The organism is Neobacillus nitrireducens (assembly GCF_030915405.1).
In the GTDB taxonomy this organism is placed as follows: Bacteria; Bacillota; Bacilli; order Bacillales; family Cytobacillaceae; genus Neobacillus.
Map to the genome: position 1 here is coordinate 5,103,179 of NZ_CP133262.1, position 19,785 is coordinate 5,122,963.

The following is a 19,785-nucleotide window of genomic DNA, read 5'->3' on the forward strand; positions in this document are numbered from 1 at the left end:
ATATGGTATTTTATATAATGTTGAAGGGATAAAAGAAAAACGATGATAGTGCTGTGGAATTTTACCTTTCGTCCCAAAAGGATGGAAGGTTTTTGCTTTTTTACATAAGATCTAGGAGGAAAACCAATGAAACAAACCTTAATCAAGGATTTGTACAGAAATACGGAAAGCTATATTGAACAAAAAATACAGTTATCCGGATGGATCCGTACCATTCGTGATTCCAAAACTTTTGGTTTCATTGAACTAAATGATGGCAGCTTTTTTAAAGGGGTGCAGATTGTATTTGATGAGCAATTAGAGAACTTTAAGGAAATTGCGAAGCTTCCAATTAGCTCATCCATTAGGGTTGTAGGAGATTTTATTCATACTCCTCAAGCGAAACAGCCTTTTGAAATTAAAGCAACTGACATTGTGATTGAAGGTTCGTCAAATGTCGATTATCCTTTACAAAAGAAGAAGCATTCGTTTGAATATTTAAGAACGATAGCCCATTTACGCCCGAGGACCAATACGTTTTCAGCTGTTTTCCGTGTGAGATCTCTTGCTTCTTATGCACTTCATAAATTTTTCCAAGATAAAGGGTTTGTGTATGTTCACTCACCAATTATCACTGGCAGTGATACAGAAGGTGCAGGTGAAATGTTCCGAGTAACAACGCTGGATATGGACAATCTTCCAAAAAATGAAGAGGGTAAAACGGATTTAACCAAGGATTTCTTTAATAAAGAAACAAATCTAACTGTGAGCGGACAGCTTTCGGCTGAGGCGTTTGCATTGGCATTCCGGAATGTCTATACCTTCGGCCCAACGTTTAGAGCAGAGAATTCCAATACAGCCCGACATGCAGCTGAATTTTGGATGGTAGAACCGGAACTTGCCTTTGCTGAACTTCCAGATGTTATGGACTTAGCTGAAGAAATGGTGAAATATGTGATCGGTTATGTACTTGAACAAGCGCCTGAAGAAATGAACTTCTTTAACAGTTTTATTGAGAAAGGCCTATTAGATCGTCTAAATAATGCCTATACAGCAGACTTTGGCCGTGTGACGTATACGGAAGCGATTGAGATTTTAAAGGAATCTGGAGAATCCTTTGGTTATCCGGTCGAATGGGGTCTTGATCTGCAAACTGAACATGAACGTTATTTAAGTGAAAAAGTTTTCAAGCGTCCAGTATTTGTTACGGACTATCCAAAAGAAATCAAAGCCTTCTATATGAGATTAAATGAGGACAACAAAACAGTAGCAGCAACAGATTTACTTGTACCTGGTATTGGTGAATTGATTGGCGGCAGTCAGCGTGAAGAACGTGAAGAGATTTTGGCTGGGAAAATTAATGAACTTGGAATGAATGAAGAAGATTATTGGTGGTACCTAGAATTAAGAAAATATGGTGGAACAAAACATTCCGGCTATGGTATTGGGTTTGAACGTTTAATTATGTACTTAACTGGAATGACTAATATTAGAGACGTTATTCCATTCCCAAGAACAACAGGAAATGCTGAATTTTAATTAAAAAAAGGAGAAGGCCGATTCAGGGAATCGACCTTCTCTTTTTTTCATTTATTATAGAACCTTTAATTCCTCTTCGAAAAAGAAAGTTTCTGGATGTTCCTTAACGATATAAGAATATCTTTTCATGTTTTTAACATATTGTGATTTTAAAATGGTGACGACCTCGCCAGTTTCTTTAATGTTAACTGACTGTCCGTTTTTAAATTGATTGTTTGAGCTTTTCATGATTAACAACTCCTTTGCCTATTCAATATTAAGTATAACATAAGCCAAGGAGGAAAGGGTAAACCGTTCTTCCTTTCAATTACGAACTAATTGTGTTATACTTTTAAAAAAGTGAGGTGTCATTTTGACAAATTATAAAGCAAAAAAGAGTAACCTCAAAGCGCTATTATCAAAAAAGGGCATGGACTTGGAAAGTTTAGAAAGGAATACAAGTATTCCTCAAACTCAACTCAACGACTACTTGTCCAAAAAAGTGATGAATTTAAATACGGCAATGACAATTTCAAGAGAATTAAATTGCTCTATTGAAGACTTATACATTTGGTCATCAGAGGAAAAGAAAGCGTAATACGTAATAACAGACTCTTCAATGGAGTCTGTTTTTTTATTTAGGTGAGAAAGTAGCACGCGAAATTTTTCGCGTGCTATTTTCTATCAATTAATTTCTTAGATCACATTTATCTAAAGGAATAACTTTCGTTTTCTTAGTGAATTTATATCCTAACCATACAATAAGGAATAATGGCAGTCCGACATATGAAACTAGTACACCATTCCAATCGATGTGGTCACCCATGAAAGCAGAATAATTTTGTCCTAAAACAACAAATCCACAGACTAGAAAGGCGAAAATCGGACCGAATGGGAAGAATTTCGATTTATAAGGTAACGAGCTAAGGTCTTTGCCCTGAGCAATAAATGCCTTGCGAAAACGATAATGGCAAATAGCAATACCTAGCCATGCAATAAAACCAGACATCCCTGAAGCATTTAACAACCAAATATAAACGGTTCCATCTCCAAAGAAGGAAGCTAGGAAAGCGAGTGTTCCAACTAAGGTAGTTGCAATTAATGCATTAACCGGAACACCTTTTTTGTTTAATTTACCAAGGAATTTCGGGGCTTTACCTTGACGGGCCAAATCCCAAAGCATCCGGGTGGACGCATACATTCCTGAATTTCCGGCTGATAATACGGCCGTAAGAATAACAGCATTCATAATGGAAGCCGCGAAAGCGATCCCTGCTTTTTGAAACACTAACGTAAATGGACTAACGGTTATATCACCATTGGCTAAATTCCCGTTGGTATATGGAATAAGTAATCCGATTACAAATATAGCTAAAACATAGAACAACAGAATACGCCAGAAAACCTGTTTCACTGCATGTGGAATGGCTTTCTTCGGATCTTCCGTTTCCCCAGCAGCAACCCCTAATAGTTCGGTTCCTTGGAAGGAGAAGCCTGCAGCCATAAAGATACCTAACATCGATAAAAAGCCGCCGTGGAAGGGAGCATCACCAATCGTAAAGTTTTTAAAGCCAACCGCTTCATTACCCATAATTCCAAAAATCATTAACGTACCAGTAATGACAAAAATAATGACAGTGACTACTTTAATTAAGGAAAACCAATATTCTGCTTCCCCAAAGCCTTTAACAGAAAGATAATTTAAGAGAAACATGATCACTAAAAAGATACCGCTCCAAATGAATGAAGGTGTATTTGGAAACCAAAATTTCATTATCATCGTAACCGCAGCTAATTCTGCTGCAATTGTAATGGCCCAGTTATACCAATAGTTCCAACCTAGGGCAAAACCAAGGGAAGGATCAACAAATTTCGTTGCATACGTACTAAAGCTGCCGGCAACAGGCATATAAGCACCCATTTCTGCTAAACCTTGCATCAAAAAGTATACCATGATACCAATAACGAGGTAGGAAAGGATTGCACCGCCTGGTCCCGCAGAATGGATTGCGCCGCCACTTGCTAGAAAAAGCCCTGTTCCAATCGTTCCACCGAGGGAAATCATCGTTAGGTGACGAGATTTTAAGCTGCGTTTTAATTCCGTTGGTTCCTGTTGTATTGTTAAATCACTAGTGTATTCACTCTCTTTTAAAACTTTTGCAGTTTGCATAGTCTTGACTCCTCTTTTTTAATTTTTTCGAGAAGGAGTTTGGAATAAAAAATGCCATCGAGGAATAATCGATGGCATTATTAATACCCCGCATCATACCTTCCGAAAGATAGCTCAACACGCTTAGCTGGTAGGACTAAACATGACAGTTCTGTTCCTATTCGGATACAGCCCCAGCATGCTTTTTATAGAGATAAAAGCACACTTCGGCAGTTTTTCCTTTCAAACGGAGTCAAAGATGTCTCTTACATCTCGTCCGGTTTACTAATAAAATCTGCGACCTCTACCTCATCGGTTTGATGAGGATTTAACATATGAAGTTAATATATTACTAAAGTATAAATATTATTTTCAAATTGTCAATAATATATTTTTCCAAAAATGAGATGTTTAACTTATCAGTTTAGAATTGAAAGATAATTAAGTTTCTTTTTAATTCATTATTTAATTTACTTTAAATGAGAGAATCGGTTATTATTTTTAAATAGAATTAACTACCTGTATTAGGAGGAATTGTACCATGCAAATTGTTGGAATGTTACTGGGGTCTCTAATTATTGTGGTTGCCTTTAACCTTTTCTTAATACCACATGAAGTGTTAAGCAGCGGGTTGAGCGGAATTTCAATGATATTAGGGATGATTTCACCGGTTAATACAGGGGTGGCGAATTTCCTGCTGAATTTTCCCTTATTAATTATAGGTTATAAAATGTTAGGGAAAAAATTTATCGTGAATTCGATTTTTTCGGTCATTGTTATCTCGATAGGCCTTTACATCGTTCCCCAATACGCAATCGCCGATGATAGGATTCTTTCTGCTATTTTTGGTGGTGCCTTAACCGGTTTAGGGGTAGGTATTGTTTTTCGTTGTTCTGGATCAACCGGGGGCTTTGATATTATTGGCATGATTGTAGCAAGAAAAAGAGATTTTCCGATTGGCCTTTTACTTTCGGGTATGAATGCTGTAGTTATATTGATTAGTGGTTTTATGTTTGATTGGGATTCTGCACTATATACCTTAGTGTCCATATTTGTGACAGGGAAAGTAGTCGATGCAATCTATACTGATCATGCTAAATTAACGTTAATGATCATTACAGAAAAGGGCGAAGAGATGAGAAATCATTTACTGAAGAATTTGTATCGTGGCCTAACTGTAATGGATGGTGTGGGTGGGTACTCAAATAACCAGAGGAACGTTTTGATTTCAGTAATTTCTAGATATGAATTAAATGAAGTTAAAAACTTGATTTCAGAAGTTGATTCAAGTGCCTTCGTGAATATCACAGAAACAATTGAGGTTATGGGGCTGTTTCATCGACCAAGTCCATAAAAAAAGGCTTGCATCTATCTAAATAGTGCAAGCCTTTTTTGTGGGAGATCGTTATCCAATGTCACAGGGATTCCCCGCGATTTTTTACCCATTTCATTAGGACATGTATAACCTCATCTAGTTCTTTACCAGTTGGAGTCAATTCATATTCCACTTTTTTGGGGGTGGTAGTAATGATGTTTTTGACAATTAATCCCTCATTTTCTAAATCACGTAAGCGTTCGGTTAAGAGCCGATCAGATATTCCTGGAATGGATGATATAATTTCATGGTACCGCTTCGGTCCTTCCATAAGCGTATATATCACAGTACCCATCCAGCGTTTACCGATAAATTCGATTGCCTTATGAAAGTTAGTACATATATGTTTTATTTCCTCTGCAGAATGAGTCATACAATCTTTATGGTTAGGTTCACTCATATAAAATCCCTCTTTTTTACTATTCTAACTATATCATACCATATTTTAATTTCTTGACGATAGGTACTTACTAATAGTAAGATGTTTTAGAACTTATTTTTAGTAAGTTAAAAAATTCACAGGGGGAAATCTCTCATGGAAACCACATTAATAAAAAGTTTATCTGAAATAATAAAAGAACGTCATTCAGTCAGAAAATATGATTCAACATACATTATTTCTCAGGAAGAAATTAAAGATATACTAAAAGAAGCTACACAAGCACCATCCTCTAGTAATCTGCAACCTTGGCGTTTTATTGTGATTCAAGATCAGGAGGCAAAAAAGGAACTAAGAGCAATCGCCAACAATCAAGAGCAAGTAGAAACAGCGTCTGCCGTTATTGCAGTATTAGGCGATAAGGAAATGTATAAAAGTGTAGAAAATGTCTATCGAAGTGCATATGAGGCTGGTTTTATGGACGAAGCTAATATGAATCGATTAATAGAAGGTACAAATAAAACATACCCATTTGCTCCAGAAGAGGTCTTGAAAAATATTGCCTCATTTGATGCTGGTTTAGTATCGATGCAGTTGATGTTAATTGCAAAAGACAAAGGCTATGACACGGTTCCAATGGGTGGCTTTGATAAAGAAAAATTCGTGAAAATGTTCAATGTCTCCGATCGTCTTTTCCCAATTGTGTTGATTTCTGTAGGGAAGGCGGCAGCACCTGCTTTCAATACAACACGTTTACCATTGGAGGATGTGTTAATAGAATATAGATAAAAAAGCAGGTGCATGAAAATTTTTCATGCGCCTGCTTCATTATTTTAGTTATTAATATATTTCTCAAATACATAGCCAAAATCTTTTACAATGTATTGCTTTTTGCTATCTTCTAACCACTGAAAGGCTGCTTGATTAAGCATTTTAAATTGGACAACCAAGTTGCTGTCCGGACTAGTTACACGGCCTAATGTGGTGGATGCCACATCAAGGCTTTGTTTAGCAAACTGAAGGGAAATTTCATTTTCATGAGAGATTTCTGAGATTTTTATTAAAGCTTTATACAAATCCTTAACTTCTTCAATATGTTTCTTATGAACGTCAATGGAGAAGGGTTCTGAGCCGATTTTAAACTTAATTTCTACATCAAGGTCAACTGTTCCTGCGGTTTCAAGTTTTACGTCAGAGATTCGATTTGTTGCATAACTATAACGGTGCAGCATCCGTTTTTTGCTAGTTGCGCTTGTTCCATCTAAATGGATAAGGGCGTTGTTTGTAAAACAGTATTCATCAGACTTTGATTTAATTAGAAAATATATTTTTTCGTTATCTTCATGCATGACATAATCATCAGCATCGACCTTATCATAATTCTCCGGCTTAATAACTGATCCCACATCACTTAATCCTAAAATATCCGCAGCTACCTTACCAAACATAGTATCAACCTCACTTTGAAAAAATTCATTCCAACAGTGTTTACGATTGGAAAATGAGAAAGTTTCACTCGTATCTAAAAAAATTTATGTTTTAAAAAATGGTGTAGGCTTTTTTTCTAAAAATCATAAACAAACTACTAATTAAAAGAGGGAAACTACTTGCCGGTTTCCCTCTTTTAATGGAAAATACACTATATACATATTAAAAAATATTGAAACAGAGGGGATAGAGAACAATGAGGCCAATCATTTTGGGCATCCTAGCGGCATTCTTTTTTGCATTTACATTTATCCTTAACAGATCCATGGATCAGGCAGGGGGAAGCTGGATTTGGAGTGCATCCTTAAGATATTTCTTTATGGTTCCATTTCTTTTCGTGATTGTGTTGGGAAGAAAAAGTCTAAAACCCTTGCTTGCTGAAATGAGAAAGCCTGGTGCCTGGTTATTATGGAGTACCGTTGGCTTTGGCCTATTTTATGGACCGATCTGTTTTTCGGCTGCCTATGCACCAGGCTGGCTCATCGCGGCTACATGGCAGGTAACGATCATCTCAGGATCCTTGCTCGCACCATTTTTTTATGAAAGGGTTATAACTGAAAAGGGAGCCATCCAACAGAAGGGGAAAATTCCTTTTAAAGGATTAGGCATGTCATTAATCATCTTACTAGGAATTATATTGATGCAAGCGGACCAGGCCAATCGTATTTCGATTGTGTCCATATCCTTAGGCGTTCTTCCAGTATTAATTGCCTCTTTTGCTTACCCGCTTGGAAATAGAAAAATGATGGATATTTGCGGGGGGCGTCTCGATGTTTTCCAACGTGTATTAGGGATGACCTTAGCAAGTCTGCCGGTGTGGGTGGTTTTATCTATTTTTGGGCTTTTTACTGTGGGTACACCAAGCAAAGGACAAATAATCCAATCAGGTCTTGTTGCTGTTACCTCTGGAGTAATTGCCACCATTTTGTTTTTTAAAGCAACGGATCTTGTAAGAGGAAATATGCAAAAGCTTGCTGCAGTGGAGGCAACACAATCTGTGGAAGTCTTATTTGCGGTAATAGGAGAATTGTTACTTCTAAACAGTCTCATGCCATCCGCACTTTCCTGGAGTGGGATGGTATTGGTCATGGTCGGAATGATCCTGCACAGCTTCTTTTCGCATAAAAGTAACCTTAAAAAGCATCGGAAACAAAGCCATGGAAAAACTTTTCCTAGAAATGTTTAATCCTTATCAATTCAGATTGATAAGGATTGTTTTTTTCATTTTGCTCATTTAACCGTTTAAATAAGGACTAAGCTTGTCGATTGTTTCTTGTAGCTTTATTGAATTTTTCTTATACATCGCTTTTGATTTCTCACATTCGGTTTCAAGCGAAAAAATTTCTAAATCAGCCTGAACCTTTTTTAGCGTTGCCAAGAGTAATGGACGTTGAGCGGGTGCTGGCACTTGTATTTTATCATCATAAAGATCTACAGTCATTTCACCGTATGAATCTACTTGGCCGAGAAAGACATTATCAAGCGTGACACCTAGTTTTTCTAATTCTGTATAAAGCCAGCCTCTGCCTTTCCCTGCACATCTTAATGACTCATCAATGATATTCCCATCCATGATAACGGTTTGGGGTTCTTTCTCATTCGGCATTTTCATTTGTAAATCTTTTGGGGTTAGCGGCTGATTTTCTCTTTTTAATAAAGCACTTAAAGTTCCTCGCGGTTCCAAAACGGCAAATTCCACATCAGCGAACTTGAATATATTCTTCTGTCTAAGAAGAGCAGATAATTCATCAATTGTATATTTTTCTTTTTTCAAGTTTTCTTCTAGTATTTTCCCGTCCTTAATAACGACGGTACTTTTCCCTTCTGCGAAATCACTAAACTTTTTACTTTTTATGGCTATGTAGTTCACCAGAAAAGTAACAAATCCAAATACAACGAGAGCTAAGATTCCATGTGACAAGTTACCTTCAAGTCCAGTGACTACTTCACCCGCAATACTTCCGATGGTAATTCCAGCCACGTATTCAAAGAAAGAAAGCTCTGAGATTTGCTTCTTTCCTAGTACTTTTGTGGTAATAAATAAGAGTCCCAAAAAAATTAATGAACGACTTATGATAAAAATCCAATCTGGCATTAATTTCTCACCTCAAAAATTTATGAACCCATATATTGGGGTTCATGTCGTTCAAGCTCCAAGACGCGGTATTGAAGATCCTTTTTAATTTCTCCGACCGCTAACATGGCTTCATTAAAAGTAACTTGTGCATCCTTATCCAGTGAATTAAGGGCGAAGGAAGACAATTGTGCTTCGATTCCTTTCATGGTTGAGAGGCATTGCTTAACATTTGAAGCGATTGTCACAAATTAAACTTCCTTTCATCAGGGATTCAAAAAAATCAAAAAGGGGTTGGCTTAATCGCCAACCTAAACCGGTCATTATTGCTTATATTGTGGTTCTTCACTCATAATTTCTTGAAGACGTGGTTCAAGGCTATCAAGAACAGATTGGGTTTGTTGGGCCGCTTGTTGATATAACTGCTTTGCATTTTGGTTATCAGTTGCTAATGCGAACCCTTCAAAACTTGCCTGAGCGCTTTTTAGTCCTGCTAATGCCTGTTTTACCTGTGTTCCAACTGTCATAACTAAATCCTTCTTTCTTGGTACAAAATGAAATTACAAAAATAGTATGTGGAATATCTATTTGGTTATGTATTATGAACAGAACTATTTTTACGGAATAAAAAGAAAGTCTTCCCTTTTTAGGTAACAGGGAAGACTTTCTTTTAGACAAGAATATTTTCAAGAACAAGTGGATGTAGGGCATTTGTTTTATCAATAAAAATAAATCCATCATACCGATGCCCCATAATAGATGGGACATAATTACCGAAATGTTCGTATTCCGGCCGGTAAACAACACCAATTGCTCGATGTCCAATCGTAGTAGAAAATTCATGGCGATTCCCGTCAGTAAAGATTATATATTTATTGACCGCCCCTGATTTATGCATGAGTGATTCCCAACTGCCGGATCCAGCAGGAGGTACCTCCATGATTTGGAAGTTTGCTCCCCATTCAGTGGCGGCAATCACGGTCCCGCTATAAGTACCAAATCCAACAATAAATACATTTTCAGCGCCGTTTTCCTCTCTGATGAGTTGGCCGACATTCACCATTCCTTCAGACTTCATGTCTGTTGCCCGGGCATCCCCAACATGGGTATTATGCTCCCATATGATTACCTTTGTATCCTCTCCATAAAATCTTTGAACGGCATTAAGTGCTTCAACCATGTGTTGGTCACGGACATTCCATGATTTTGAATCACTAGTGACCATGGTCCGATAATATTCTTCTGCATTTGCAGTAACAATCGCATTTACTTCCATGTTTAAGCTGCTTTCTTGGTCGTCATCAAATTTCCATCTATTTTTCCGAATCGATGCAAGTAGTTCAAGTGCTTCTTTGGTACAGTCTTCAGAAAGATATCCTGCAGAAACAGCATAAGATTCATGATTGCGGTGAAATGGCTCAAAACAAGAAAACGCCTTTATTGCCTCCTTAAGACTTGGAGAATTGGTCTTTTTTAAATAACGAATGATTTCATCCATACTTTCCCAAAGACTATATACATCTAATCCATAAAATCCAACCTTTTGAGCGGATTGATTTTGCTGATTATAATTTTTTAACCATTCGACAAGGTCAATGATTTCCTGGTTAGCCCACATCCAGGTGGGCCATCTGTTAAAATCCTCGAGTACCGTTCTGACATCTTGTTTTGAGTGGTAATATCCTTTAATGTATCGATTGATACTTTGACAGGAAGGCCAATCACCTTCAACTGCGATAAATGAAAAACCTTTTTCTTTAATTAATCTTTTAGATAACTCTGCACGCAGTGAATAGTATTCTGAGGTTCCGTGCGATGATTCACCAAGCATCACTATTTTTGAATCACCTATAGCTGCTATTAAGGGGTCAAGATCATCAACGGTTTCAAAGGGCTTAGCATATTTATGAATGGCTTTAATCATAGGTAGAGCATCCTTTCCATACGGACTAAGTTTGAGATAATATCCCATTTATCTGTAATCTAAATATCCAATAATTCACATTTTTGACACATGTATTTCGTAAATTCTAAAAATTCCGTGTTATAATTTAATTGTAAATAAGAGAAATAAAGTTAACATCTTAGGAGGCTCAACCATACGTGTTCGTTCCGTTTGTGAACGAGTAGTAAGGATATTCCTCCATAATCATTTGGTAGGTGGAGCGATGATAATGATTGGAAAGAGTGTAACTCTTAACTGATTCCTTTCATGATTTATTCTATGTATTCTATAGAAAAATTAAAAAAGGAAAACATTAAACTTATTAGGAGAAGAGAAAGTTTCCAAAAATCAATTCAATGATCAGATGTTATGGTTTTGTTGGGATTGAAAAATATTTTTCTACCTATTACTCAATACGTAAAAAAATTGATCATAACCCAAATGATTCTTCTGAAAAAAGGGTCATAAAAAATTAATAACATTAAATCAAGTAGTATAAAAAAACTATTTGAGATCAAATTGATAATGGCGCTCACAACCTAATAAGGAAAATGTAAAAGAAAAGATTTACAGGATATTATCTTCTCCAAAAATTACATTGCCAAGAAGCTGAAGTTCCAAATGATGGAATAAAAAAGAGTCTCAATCGGTGTCAAACCGAGGTTTTGTTTCTTAAAGGAATTTGAATTCCAATAACATGCGAATTAATTCCTTCAACGGAACAAACACTCATTGGCAGATGGATTAAAGTTTCCATTTAGATTGATAAGACAGCTAAAAGGAAATGTTATTAGAACATCTATCAGCTGATGTCATGGTTGGGTCTCCTAAGGTGTTAATAAAATTAAGGAGTTACTTCATATTATTTGAGGTAGCTTCTTTTTCATTTAATGGAGTAAATAATTAAGAAGCATTTTATTATAAAATGAACAAATAATTCGTTATAATAAAGTTAAGGAATTTTTTTGAAAGGGGCAAGATAATGTCAGGAATACAAGAATTGAACTTAATCGAACAGCAAGAAGCCATTATGGCGAAATTTCAACATCGAAAATTAACAAAGAGAAAGATTTTTCAACGCATTTTATTAATAACACTTGGTGCTGCCTTGATGGCTGTCGGATTAGAGATATTCCTCGTCCCCAATAACGTTATTGATGGCGGGATAACTGGTATATCCATTATGCTCTCGTATATTACGGGTTGGAAATTAGGAATGTTCCTCTTTATTCTTAATATACCTTTTTTCTTTATTGGTTATAAACAAATAGGGAAAACCTTCGCATTATCCACTCTTTATGGAATCATAATTCTTTCAATTGGAACCACGCTTTTACATCCCGTACCGGCTTTTACCCAGGATATTCTGCTTGCAACTGTATTCGGGGGAGTAGTGCTTGGTATAGGAGTGGGTTTAGTCATTCGTTATGGCGGGTCATTAGATGGGACTGAAATTTTAGCGATTCTATTTAATAACAAACTTCCTTTTTCCGTCGGTGAAATTATTATGTTCTTTAATCTTTTCATTCTTGGGTGTGCCGGCTTTGTATTCTCTTGGGATCGCGCCATGTATTCGCTTATTGCATATTTTGTTGCTTATAAAACAATTGATATTACGATAACCGGCCTGGATGAATCTAAATCCGTTTGGATCATTAGTGACAATGCTAAGCAGATTGGGGATGCTATTATGAATCGTCTGGGTCGGGGTGTCACATATATCAATGGGGAGGGCGCCTATTCAGGTGATGATAAAAAAGTCATCTTTTGTGTTATCAATCGTCTTGAAGAAGCGAAATTGAAGGAAATTGTCACTGAAAGTGATGATAGTGCCTTTTTGGCAGTTGCGGATATCGCAGAAGTTCGTGGTGGGAGATTTAAGAAAAGGGACATTCATTAGAAGCCTGGAAAGAGAAGGCTTCTTTTTTGCGGGATATGTCATAATAGAAGAAATAAGTGAGAAATTGACAAAATGTCGTTATAGGGCTATTCGTAGGATAATTGATAAGAATAAGCACGGGATTCTTGTATGTAATTGTCGGTTATTGCTGAAATTCCCGATTTGATTGAAGTTGTTTTTGTCGTACCTTGCGCTTGCCTCGGAAATATTTTTGCGAAAAATGGATTATTTCCAAAAAAGATGGCAGGATTACTCTGCCACCCTTAGATATTATAGATTATTCAGAACAAAAGTTCAAACACTTCATTCAGTTCGTGAGCCCTTTTTTCATCTTTTTCTTCTTTTGCGTACTTTATTTCCTCCGGAAGCATTTTATTCAAAAAATTAATTTCTTTTTGGTCCAACTGACGGACAAACTCTCCTTCGGAAGAATACTGACCTTCCATTAATTTTCGATAAATATTCCTTCCATCGGAATGGTCGTCTGTGTAATTTGATAAAGTTTCTCTCAGGTAACCCAATGTTTGATCCATGTTTTTCACCCTTCCTTTCATCTCATATTTTTCATCGAGATGATATTTATATACGTGCGGAAGGATTAGAAATAATTAAACCTTTTTCATGAGTTTAAACTTTTGAACAAGTAATAATTCGATGACTTAAAATTCCTTGATACTTTAAGACCATATTCCCATGTTCATTTAGAATTTGGAAAAGTTCAGGTTCAAAGTTTTTTGAAAAGTTGAATTCAGTCGTGTTATTCTCTTGACTAGTTGCTATGTTTTCCACTTTTATCACAATTTCTTGGAATCCTGTCTGTTCTAATAAACTTCTCCAATCCTTCTCCATTAATAAAGAATCCAATGCGTAAAATTTCATTATTTCCATTTCTTCAGATGGACTGAGTTTTGTATTTATGGTCATCTCATTCGCGATCAAACGTCCACCTTTTTTTAGTACTCTAAAGAATTCTCTTAGTGCAATTGGTTTATTAACAAAAGCTAATACGGATTCAGATAATATTAAATCAAAGCTATTGTCTGGAAAGGGAAGTTTTTCAACGGATCCTTGGATTAATTGAATGGGTAAATATAAAGATTGAAAACGTTCTCTCGCTTTTTTGATCATGATTGGATTGATTTCAAGTCCTACAACTTTGGCCTTATATTGTTGATATAAAAATGCGGCTGTTTGTCCAGTCCCGCAGCCAGCATCTAAAATTTGGGTTTTGTTAGTAATGTTTTCACCAGAAAGAATGTTTTTTGTTAAAGGGATACCACCTGGATGGGCGCCACCCACGCCAAATTTGGCCAAAAAGTCAAAATAAGTTAACCCCCCCATAAATAAAGACACCACCTCATTTTATCTTTTTTCATACTATGATAAATAGTGGTGAGAGGTTCTTTATAAAATGAAAACTACCAGCAAATAACAAATTTGTTTAGTTTCTATCTAATACTTTTATGTCATTTCGCACAAATTAAATAAATGGAAGGTTAGTTATATTCCTTTCCATTTCAATTTGAAGGAGTGCTTCGGATGAAAAAAATAAAAGTTCAACCGTTTCTCAATGCGTTTGCGAGAAAACGAAAAAGTAGGGGAGCTATGTGGGCATCTCTCTTAGGCATAGGTATAAGTGCTGCCGTTTTTGGAGTGACAAAGGGAAAACGAAAGGACCTTGCACTTCCTTTTCAAAACGTGGTAAAGAACTTTGCACCTAAAACAAATCTAAATCTGATGGATAATGCTGCAATCACAGAGTTTTCAGAGGAACTTTTAATGAGTGCGCTGAATAAAAAACGGTAAGAAGAAAGTCCGCACTTTGATGCGGACTTTTTTAATATGGGAGATATGGAACCTTTCGTGGCAGGTAATTTATATTTTCAGACGAATAAATTTTGATGATTAACAGATGTCCTAACGTTCTTGATCTGATTAATATTGGCTGATTGTAGTTATTTTTAAATTCAAAATCAGGACCATACCAACTGACTGTTGCGTCTCTGCCTGGAGGAATATAGGGAACCTTTCTTGAATGAGAAAAACGCTCAGTAACCTTGAGCCCGGCATTGTCGATAGCATTGTAAAGCGTAGATGATACTTGGCAAATTCCACCGCCAATATCTTCAGAAAACTCCCCCCTTACAATCACTGGGGCACGCAGATAACCTTTTGCAACCGTTCGTTTACCAACAACTTTATTAAAAGAAAATGTTTCTCCAGGGAAAACTACATGATTGTTAATTGCCTTTGTTGCTAACTGAATATTGTTAGATCTTTTTTTGTTTTGTGGATTAAAAGAAGTAACATAGCGCCCGATTCTCATGCTGCGGATATCACTCAGCAATTCACTATCAACCGGCGGATAGACTTTAAGGATGGGTATTTCCATTTTTGCCTTTTGGAGGCTAAAAAAGTATGAATAGAATTGTTCCGTAAAAGCCTGACGATGGATCCGAGAGCCTGTTCGTTCTGGAATGATCATCCCATTCGTGTCCAAACTTGCATTTTCCGGGGCTATAGAAATTTGATTATCTAGTTTGTCCAAAAAACTACGGTACTTACTTGTATTAATGAGCGGCAAGCCCGTTTGAGGGAAAGTAAATTCCTCTCGATTAATAATTGTCACGGTCTGACCATCCTTTGTAATAATTAAATGATCTGTAGTTGTTGTACTCGGCTGGGTTAATAGGAAATACCCCAATATTAATGAAAAAATCATAATCAGAAAACCCCCTGCCTATAATATTGGTAAAAGTTTGCTAATTCATGTAACTACAATACAAATTCAAATGAATGAGGAAAAAGTATAAGTATTTTCCAATCCGGGCTTTACAAAACTTGAAAATCATATTATTATCATTATTGATAATGATAATAAAAATTTAGGAGCAAATTTGATATGACAAAGGAATCAGCAGTAGACGTTATTTTACACCCGGTTCGCATGAGGATTATCCAGTTTTTAATTAATCAGAGGCTTACTGCTCAACAAATAAAAGAATTGCTGCCCGATATCCCGCAAGCCTCTTTGTATCGTAACTTAAAAAAATTGGTTGAAACGGGGGTTATTCATATTGTTGATGAAATTCCTAATCGAGGAACAATTGAAAAAGTTTATTCAATAGAAAATCCGAGTAAAGCATCCATCGGTCCTGAAGACCTTAACAAGCTTTCAAAGGATGACCACTTAGGTCTTTTTATCAAATTTATGGCCAACTTAATGGGGGAATATGAACGATATTTAAATCAGGATCACATTGACTTAGTTGCAGATGGAGTTTCCTTCCGTCAGGCATCCATGTACCTTTCTGAAGTCGAGTATGTAAATTTAATAAACGAGCTTACAGTTGTTTATTCAAAAGTAATAAACAATAAGCTCCAAAAGGGCAGACGAAGAAGGACAATAGCTACGATTATTATTCCTGAACAATTGGAAGAACAATAGGGGGAATAGAGATGACATTTAGGGAGAAAGAAGTTACGATTCAAAGTAAAGGAGCATTAAAGGGGACATTAAGCATACCGGAAAATTGTGAAGAAAAAGCACCGGCCATACTGATCATTTCGGGGTCCGGCAAATTAGACCGGAACGGAAAAGTAAATAAAAAGATTGATTTAAAGCTTTACGGTCAAATTGCTGAATATTTAACCACGTTAGGATTTATTAATCTTAGATATGATAAGCGTGGGGTAGCGGCAAGTGAAGGAGATTTTTTATCAACAGGGCTATGGGACTTAGTAGATGACGCCCAAGCTGCTGTCCAATTTTTAAAAGGCCTTCCTGAAGTGGATCCGGAAAAAGTCATTGTCCTTGGACATAGTGAAGGCTGCACGATTGGAACAGCAGTTGCTGTCAGAGAAGAACTAGGAGGATTAGTTTTGCTCTCTGGTGCAGTTGAAAGATTAAGTGAAGCTACAAAGCGGCAAAGAGATATTGCAAAAGAGGACATTATCCACGCCAAGGGTTTTCAAGGTCAGTTACTGCGTTTATTAGGTGTCCAAAACAAAGTGGAAAAGCAGGCACAAAAATATATTGATAAAGTTATGAAATCGTCTAAAGATGTGATAAAAGTTAGTCTAATCAAAACCAATGCAAAGTGGATGAGAGAGCATTTCAGCTATGATGTAAGGGAAGATTTAGCCAAAGTTATCTGCCCAGTTCTTGCAATTACAGGAGAGCGAGATATACAAGCCAATCCTGATGTTCTAAAAGATCTCCCTTTATATGTAAATGGTGATGCCGAGTTTCATGTAGTGGAAAATATGGGTCATTCCTGTAAGTATATTTCACACACTTCGACAATGTTAACGGCAAAAAAGGATATTATTGCTGAATCAAAATTACCTATTCATCCGGAATTAGAAAAGTTACTCGAAAATTGGCTGCAAGGACACTTTGTAAGCAATTCTCAAAAAGAGTCTGTTATCAGCTAAAAAGTTTGATTCTATCGGAGCTATACTAAAATTGGTCCTCCAAATGATGACCATTCAGGCTGTCGTTAATCTTTCGATAGCCTTTTTACTAATTCTACTTCTTCAACAATTTTATCACGTTAATTTGTTATAAAATTAAATAAAATTTATTGGTTCTCCTATATGTCTGTTGATTGGCGCTCCAGGCACTTCGCTTTCCGCGGGCGAGCCGGCGAGCCTCCTCGTCGCTTCGCTCCTGCGGGGTCTCTCCTGCCCCGTACTCCCGCAGGAGTCTTCGTGCCTTCCGCGCCAATCAACAGAGTGTTATCAATAAAAATCTTCAACTCAACTTATAAATATTATGAATATGTGGTGAATTCAATAATTAAGCCAAAAGAGTCTAGTCAAAGTGAATATAATTTGTATTTGTATTTGTATTTATTGAAGAATTAGTTCCAGATGACCACCTTCTTCGTTTGATTGATAAATAAATTGATTTTTTGTTTCTTCTTGAAAAAAGCCGTCCTTATTATAGGAATGATAATAGTCGTCCTACGATCCCCTTATTCTATTAAAAATAATATGTTGCGATGCTTTAGATTGATTTACCTCTCTGTTGATTGGAGAGGAGGGCACTCGACTCCTGCGGGATAGAGAGGTCACGGGAGACCCCGCAGGCGCGAAGCGCTGAGGAGGCTCTCGGACCTCCCCGCGGAAAGCGAGTGCCCGAAGCGGAAATCAACAGACCGTTTCAGTGACAATCAACTAATAAAAAACCAGTAATATAGAAAATACAAAATAAAAGTTGCCAAGAAAAATCCTTTTTCTCGACAATCTGGTTGGCCAACCAACTGATGGTCAATTTTTTTTGATTTTACTGAAAAAAATGTAGAAATATAGTATATTAATAGATGATAACAATAGAATAGAAAAGTGCTAGCTGTTTGATAGCGGACAAATAGGAGTGTTTATCTTGGCTGAAAATGAAAGAATTCAATTAAATGTGAGAATTACGAAGGAAACATCCCTGCTTCTAGATGAAATCGTTGAGTATTACCAACAAGGATTGAAACTAGGAAGAATTTATAAAGGAGATGTACTTACAGATATTATCGAAAAATCGCATGAAGTAATGAATAAACAAAAGCGATCATTTACGAAAAGGTTTTAAGGAACTAAGGTCAGGAAATGTCTTTAGAGAATGATGAAATGGGTATGCCCTTTCTTGACCTGCTTATTTTAATAGAATATTTAGAATTTAATTTGAATATTTAATAATTAGAGGTATAATTATATTCATAACATACCAACTGGTTAGTATGAGAAGGGAGTGGAAAAGTTGGATTTTTCATATTCTCAAAAAGTGAAAGAGTTGCAGGAAAAATTAACAGCCTTTATGGAAGCAAATGTTTATCCGAATGAGCAAATTTACGAGCAGCAATTAAACGAACAAGAAAGCCGTTGGAGTGCCGTTCCACCGATTATGGAGGAACTAAAACAAAAAGCAAAAGTAGAAGGGCTTTGGAACTTATTTCTGCCGGAAAGTGAATTTGGTGCCGGATTAACCAATCAAGAATATGCTCCTTTATGTGAAATTATGGGACGGTCTTTAATCGGACCAGAGGTATTTAATTGCAATGCTCCTGACACAGGTAATATGGAAGTCATCGTACGTTATGGAACAGACAGGCATAAAGAGCAATGGTTAAGGCCGTTGTTAGCAGGAGAAATTCGTTCGTGTTTTTCGATGACAGAGCCGGCTGTGGCTTCTGCTGACGCGACGAATATTGAGGCCAGAATTGAGAAAGATGGCGACGAGTATGTCATAAATGGCCGGAAGTGGTGGTCATCAGGTGCTGGTGATCCACGCTGTAAGATTGCGATTGTTATGGGAAAAACAGATCCATCGGCCAACCGTCATGAGCAACAATCAATGATTCTTGTCCCATTAGATTCACCAGGTGTGAAAATTGAACGGATGCTTCCTGTCTTCGGCTATGATCATGCCCCGCATGGACACGGAGAAATCACCTATGAAAATGTCCGCGTACCAGTTGGTAATATCCTCTGGGGAGAAGGAAAAGGGTTCGCCATCGCTCAAGGCAGACTAGGGCCGGGAAGAATACATCATTGTATGAGATTAATTGGTGCAGCCGAACGGGCGCTTGAAGAACTATGTAAGCGCGTTCAGAGTCGGACCGCTTTCGGGAAACCGTTAGCAAGGCAAGGGGTTATTGGTGAATGGATTGCAGATTCAAGAATTGAAATAGAACAAGCAAGACTGCTTACGTTAAAAGCTGCCTATATGATGGACACTGTTGGCAATAAAGAAGCAAAGGCAGAGATTGCGATGATTAAAGTGGTCGCTCCGTCAATGGCCTTACGTGTCCTAGACCGCGCCATTCAAGCCCTTGGTGCTGCAGGAGTCTCAAATGATTTTACCCTCGCAGCTCAATGGGCGAATGCAAGAACATTAAGATTAGCGGATGGTCCCGATGAAGTCCATCGAGCTCAGGTGGCCAAACTTGAATTGAGAAAATATCAATAGATTTTTAGACATGA

22 protein-coding genes and 1 riboswitch are annotated in these 19,785 nt (G+C 37.0%); of the genes, 11 read left to right on the forward strand and 11 right to left on the reverse strand.

What is annotated here, in order from left to right; all coding sequences use genetic code 11:
• Positions 1-126: 126 nt before the first annotated feature.
• Positions 127-1,518, forward strand: a complete 1,392-nt coding sequence (gene asnS, locus RCG22_RS25085; RefSeq protein WP_308105127.1) for an asparagine--tRNA ligase — start codon at positions 127-129, stop codon at positions 1,516-1,518.
• Positions 1,519-1,572: 54 nt separating this feature from the next.
• Here asnS and RCG22_RS25090 read toward each other — a convergent pair whose 3' ends face one another.
• Positions 1,573-1,746: a hypothetical protein gene (locus RCG22_RS25090; RefSeq protein WP_166252002.1), complete on the reverse strand. Its 174-nt coding sequence runs from the start codon at positions 1,744-1,746 to the stop codon at positions 1,573-1,575.
• Between the two features lie 124 nt (positions 1,747-1,870).
• Between RCG22_RS25090 and RCG22_RS25095 the strand changes: the two genes are divergently transcribed.
• Positions 1,871-2,095: a helix-turn-helix domain-containing protein gene (locus RCG22_RS25095; RefSeq protein ID WP_066256434.1), complete on the forward strand. Its 225-nt coding sequence runs from the start codon at positions 1,871-1,873 to the stop codon at positions 2,093-2,095.
• 90 nt (positions 2,096-2,185) lie between these two features.
• Here RCG22_RS25095 and RCG22_RS25100 read toward each other — a convergent pair whose 3' ends face one another.
• Positions 2,186-3,667, reverse strand: coding sequence for an amino acid permease (locus RCG22_RS25100; RefSeq protein ID WP_308105128.1), 1,482 nt, complete (start codon positions 3,665-3,667; stop codon positions 2,186-2,188).
• A 102-nt stretch (positions 3,668-3,769) separates the two neighbouring features.
• Positions 3,770-3,961: riboswitch (Lysine riboswitch) on the reverse strand.
• A gap of 226 nt (positions 3,962-4,187) precedes the next feature.
• Between RCG22_RS25100 and RCG22_RS25105 the strand changes: the two genes are divergently transcribed.
• Complete coding sequence (locus RCG22_RS25105; protein WP_308105129.1) at positions 4,188-5,000, forward strand: YitT family protein; 813 nt, start codon at positions 4,188-4,190, stop codon at positions 4,998-5,000.
• 61 nt (positions 5,001-5,061) lie between these two features.
• Here RCG22_RS25105 and RCG22_RS25110 read toward each other — a convergent pair whose 3' ends face one another.
• Positions 5,062-5,421, reverse strand: coding sequence for a winged helix-turn-helix transcriptional regulator (locus tag RCG22_RS25110; RefSeq protein ID WP_308105130.1), 360 nt, complete (start codon positions 5,419-5,421; stop codon positions 5,062-5,064).
• 135 nt (positions 5,422-5,556) lie between these two features.
• On the opposite strand from RCG22_RS25110, the gene RCG22_RS25115 reads away from it, so the two are divergent.
• Positions 5,557-6,189, forward strand: coding sequence for a nitroreductase family protein (locus RCG22_RS25115; RefSeq protein WP_308105131.1), 633 nt, complete (start codon positions 5,557-5,559; stop codon positions 6,187-6,189).
• A gap of 44 nt (positions 6,190-6,233) precedes the next feature.
• On the opposite strand, the gene RCG22_RS25120 is transcribed toward RCG22_RS25115, so the two are convergent.
• Positions 6,234-6,848 carry a PH domain-containing protein gene (locus RCG22_RS25120; protein ID WP_308105132.1) on the reverse strand — a complete coding sequence of 205 codons (615 nt, stop codon included), beginning with the start codon at positions 6,846-6,848 and terminating at the stop codon, positions 6,234-6,236.
• A 236-nt stretch (positions 6,849-7,084) separates the two neighbouring features.
• On the opposite strand from RCG22_RS25120, the gene RCG22_RS25125 reads away from it, so the two are divergent.
• On the forward strand, positions 7,085-8,074 hold the full coding sequence (locus RCG22_RS25125) for a DMT family transporter (protein ID WP_308105133.1): 990 nt from the start codon (positions 7,085-7,087) through the stop codon (positions 8,072-8,074).
• 48 nt (positions 8,075-8,122) lie between these two features.
• On the opposite strand, the gene RCG22_RS25130 is transcribed toward RCG22_RS25125, so the two are convergent.
• The 4 genes from RCG22_RS25130 to RCG22_RS25145 form a co-directional block, all read right to left on the reverse strand.
• A complete protein-coding gene (locus RCG22_RS25130; protein ID WP_098261980.1) occupies positions 8,123-8,983 on the reverse strand; it encodes a DUF421 domain-containing protein in 861 nt (286 codons plus the stop codon).
• Positions 8,984-9,003: 20 nt separating this feature from the next.
• The gene (locus RCG22_RS25135; protein ID WP_098261979.1) at positions 9,004-9,210 is read right to left on the reverse strand and encodes a DUF1657 domain-containing protein; all 207 of its coding nucleotides are present in this window, start codon (positions 9,208-9,210) and stop codon (positions 9,004-9,006) included.
• Between the two features lie 75 nt (positions 9,211-9,285).
• Positions 9,286-9,489 carry a DUF1657 domain-containing protein gene (locus RCG22_RS25140; RefSeq protein WP_098261978.1) on the reverse strand — a complete coding sequence of 68 codons (204 nt, stop codon included), beginning with the start codon at positions 9,487-9,489 and terminating at the stop codon, positions 9,286-9,288.
• Positions 9,490-9,632: 143 nt separating this feature from the next.
• Positions 9,633-10,886, reverse strand: a complete 1,254-nt coding sequence (locus RCG22_RS25145; RefSeq protein ID WP_308105134.1) for an erythromycin esterase family protein — start codon at positions 10,884-10,886, stop codon at positions 9,633-9,635.
• A gap of 1,051 nt (positions 10,887-11,937) precedes the next feature.
• On the opposite strand from RCG22_RS25145, the gene RCG22_RS25150 reads away from it, so the two are divergent.
• Positions 11,938-12,807, forward strand: a complete 870-nt coding sequence (locus RCG22_RS25150; RefSeq protein WP_308107251.1) for a YitT family protein — start codon at positions 11,938-11,940, stop codon at positions 12,805-12,807.
• A 281-nt stretch (positions 12,808-13,088) separates the two neighbouring features.
• Here RCG22_RS25150 and RCG22_RS25155 read toward each other — a convergent pair whose 3' ends face one another.
• Together RCG22_RS25155 and RCG22_RS25160 are read right to left on the reverse strand one after the other, a co-directional pair.
• Entirely contained in the window at positions 13,089-13,340 is a 252-nt protein-coding gene (locus RCG22_RS25155) for a sigma-G-dependent sporulation-specific acid-soluble spore protein CsgA (protein WP_308105135.1), read from the reverse strand.
• A 94-nt stretch (positions 13,341-13,434) separates the two neighbouring features.
• A complete protein-coding gene (locus tag RCG22_RS25160) occupies positions 13,435-14,148 on the reverse strand; it encodes a class I SAM-dependent methyltransferase (RefSeq protein WP_308105136.1) in 714 nt (237 codons plus the stop codon).
• Between the two features lie 198 nt (positions 14,149-14,346).
• Between RCG22_RS25160 and RCG22_RS25165 the strand changes: the two genes are divergently transcribed.
• Positions 14,347-14,613 carry a hypothetical protein gene (locus tag RCG22_RS25165; RefSeq protein ID WP_308105137.1) on the forward strand — a complete coding sequence of 89 codons (267 nt, stop codon included), beginning with the start codon at positions 14,347-14,349 and terminating at the stop codon, positions 14,611-14,613.
• A gap of 31 nt (positions 14,614-14,644) precedes the next feature.
• Here the strand turns inward: RCG22_RS25165 and RCG22_RS25170 are convergent, their stop codons facing one another.
• Positions 14,645-15,529: a VanW family protein gene (locus RCG22_RS25170; protein ID WP_308105138.1), complete on the reverse strand. Its 885-nt coding sequence runs from the start codon at positions 15,527-15,529 to the stop codon at positions 14,645-14,647.
• A gap of 180 nt (positions 15,530-15,709) precedes the next feature.
• On the opposite strand from RCG22_RS25170, the gene RCG22_RS25175 reads away from it, so the two are divergent.
• The 4 genes from RCG22_RS25175 (at position 15,710) to RCG22_RS25190 (ending at position 19,771) form a co-directional block, all read left to right on the forward strand.
• Positions 15,710-16,255 carry a helix-turn-helix domain-containing protein gene (locus tag RCG22_RS25175; protein WP_308105139.1) on the forward strand — a complete coding sequence of 182 codons (546 nt, stop codon included), beginning with the start codon at positions 15,710-15,712 and terminating at the stop codon, positions 16,253-16,255.
• An 11-nt stretch (positions 16,256-16,266) separates the two neighbouring features.
• Complete coding sequence (locus RCG22_RS25180; protein ID WP_308105140.1) at positions 16,267-17,244, forward strand: alpha/beta hydrolase; 978 nt, start codon at positions 16,267-16,269, stop codon at positions 17,242-17,244.
• 952 nt (positions 17,245-18,196) lie between these two features.
• Positions 18,197-18,394 carry a hypothetical protein gene (locus RCG22_RS25185; RefSeq protein WP_066256390.1) on the forward strand — a complete coding sequence of 66 codons (198 nt, stop codon included), beginning with the start codon at positions 18,197-18,199 and terminating at the stop codon, positions 18,392-18,394.
• Positions 18,395-18,562: 168 nt separating this feature from the next.
• The gene (locus tag RCG22_RS25190) at positions 18,563-19,771 is read left to right on the forward strand and encodes an acyl-CoA dehydrogenase family protein (RefSeq protein WP_308105141.1); all 1,209 of its coding nucleotides are present in this window, start codon (positions 18,563-18,565) and stop codon (positions 19,769-19,771) included.
• Positions 19,772-19,785 lie beyond the last annotated feature (14 nt).

Bases quoted from the DNA above. Each gene is read 5' to 3' on its own strand.
- asnS (WP_308105127.1), top strand. From the start codon at position 127: ATGAAACAAACCTTAATCAAGGATTTGTACAGAAATACGGAAAGCTAT.
- RCG22_RS25090 (WP_166252002.1), bottom strand. From the start codon at position 1,746: ATGAAAAGCTCAAACAATCAATTTAAAAACGGACAGTCAGTTAACATT.
- RCG22_RS25100 (WP_308105128.1), bottom strand. From the start codon at position 3,667: ATGCAAACTGCAAAAGTTTTAAAAGAGAGTGAATACACTAGTGATTTA.
- RCG22_RS25105 (WP_308105129.1), top strand. From the start codon at position 4,188: ATGCAAATTGTTGGAATGTTACTGGGGTCTCTAATTATTGTGGTTGCC.
- RCG22_RS25110 (WP_308105130.1), bottom strand. From the start codon at position 5,421: ATGAGTGAACCTAACCATAAAGATTGTATGACTCATTCTGCAGAGGAA.
- RCG22_RS25115 (WP_308105131.1), top strand. From the start codon at position 5,557: ATGGAAACCACATTAATAAAAAGTTTATCTGAAATAATAAAAGAACGT.
- RCG22_RS25120 (WP_308105132.1), bottom strand. From the start codon at position 6,848: ATGTTTGGTAAGGTAGCTGCGGATATTTTAGGATTAAGTGATGTGGGA.
- RCG22_RS25125 (WP_308105133.1), top strand. From the start codon at position 7,085: ATGAGGCCAATCATTTTGGGCATCCTAGCGGCATTCTTTTTTGCATTT.
- RCG22_RS25130 (WP_098261980.1), bottom strand. From the start codon at position 8,983: ATGCCAGATTGGATTTTTATCATAAGTCGTTCATTAATTTTTTTGGGA.
- RCG22_RS25140 (WP_098261978.1), bottom strand. From the start codon at position 9,489: ATGACAGTTGGAACACAGGTAAAACAGGCATTAGCAGGACTAAAAAGC.
- RCG22_RS25145 (WP_308105134.1), bottom strand. From the start codon at position 10,886: ATGATTAAAGCCATTCATAAATATGCTAAGCCCTTTGAAACCGTTGAT.
- RCG22_RS25150 (WP_308107251.1), top strand. From the start codon at position 11,938: ATGGCGAAATTTCAACATCGAAAATTAACAAAGAGAAAGATTTTTCAA.
- RCG22_RS25155 (WP_308105135.1), bottom strand. From the start codon at position 13,340: ATGGATCAAACATTGGGTTACCTGAGAGAAACTTTATCAAATTACACA.
- RCG22_RS25160 (WP_308105136.1), bottom strand. From the start codon at position 14,148: ATGGGGGGGTTAACTTATTTTGACTTTTTGGCCAAATTTGGCGTGGGT.
- RCG22_RS25165 (WP_308105137.1), top strand. From the start codon at position 14,347: ATGAAAAAAATAAAAGTTCAACCGTTTCTCAATGCGTTTGCGAGAAAA.
- RCG22_RS25170 (WP_308105138.1), bottom strand. From the start codon at position 15,529: ATGATTTTTTCATTAATATTGGGGTATTTCCTATTAACCCAGCCGAGT.
- RCG22_RS25175 (WP_308105139.1), top strand. From the start codon at position 15,710: ATGACAAAGGAATCAGCAGTAGACGTTATTTTACACCCGGTTCGCATG.
- RCG22_RS25180 (WP_308105140.1), top strand. From the start codon at position 16,267: ATGACATTTAGGGAGAAAGAAGTTACGATTCAAAGTAAAGGAGCATTA.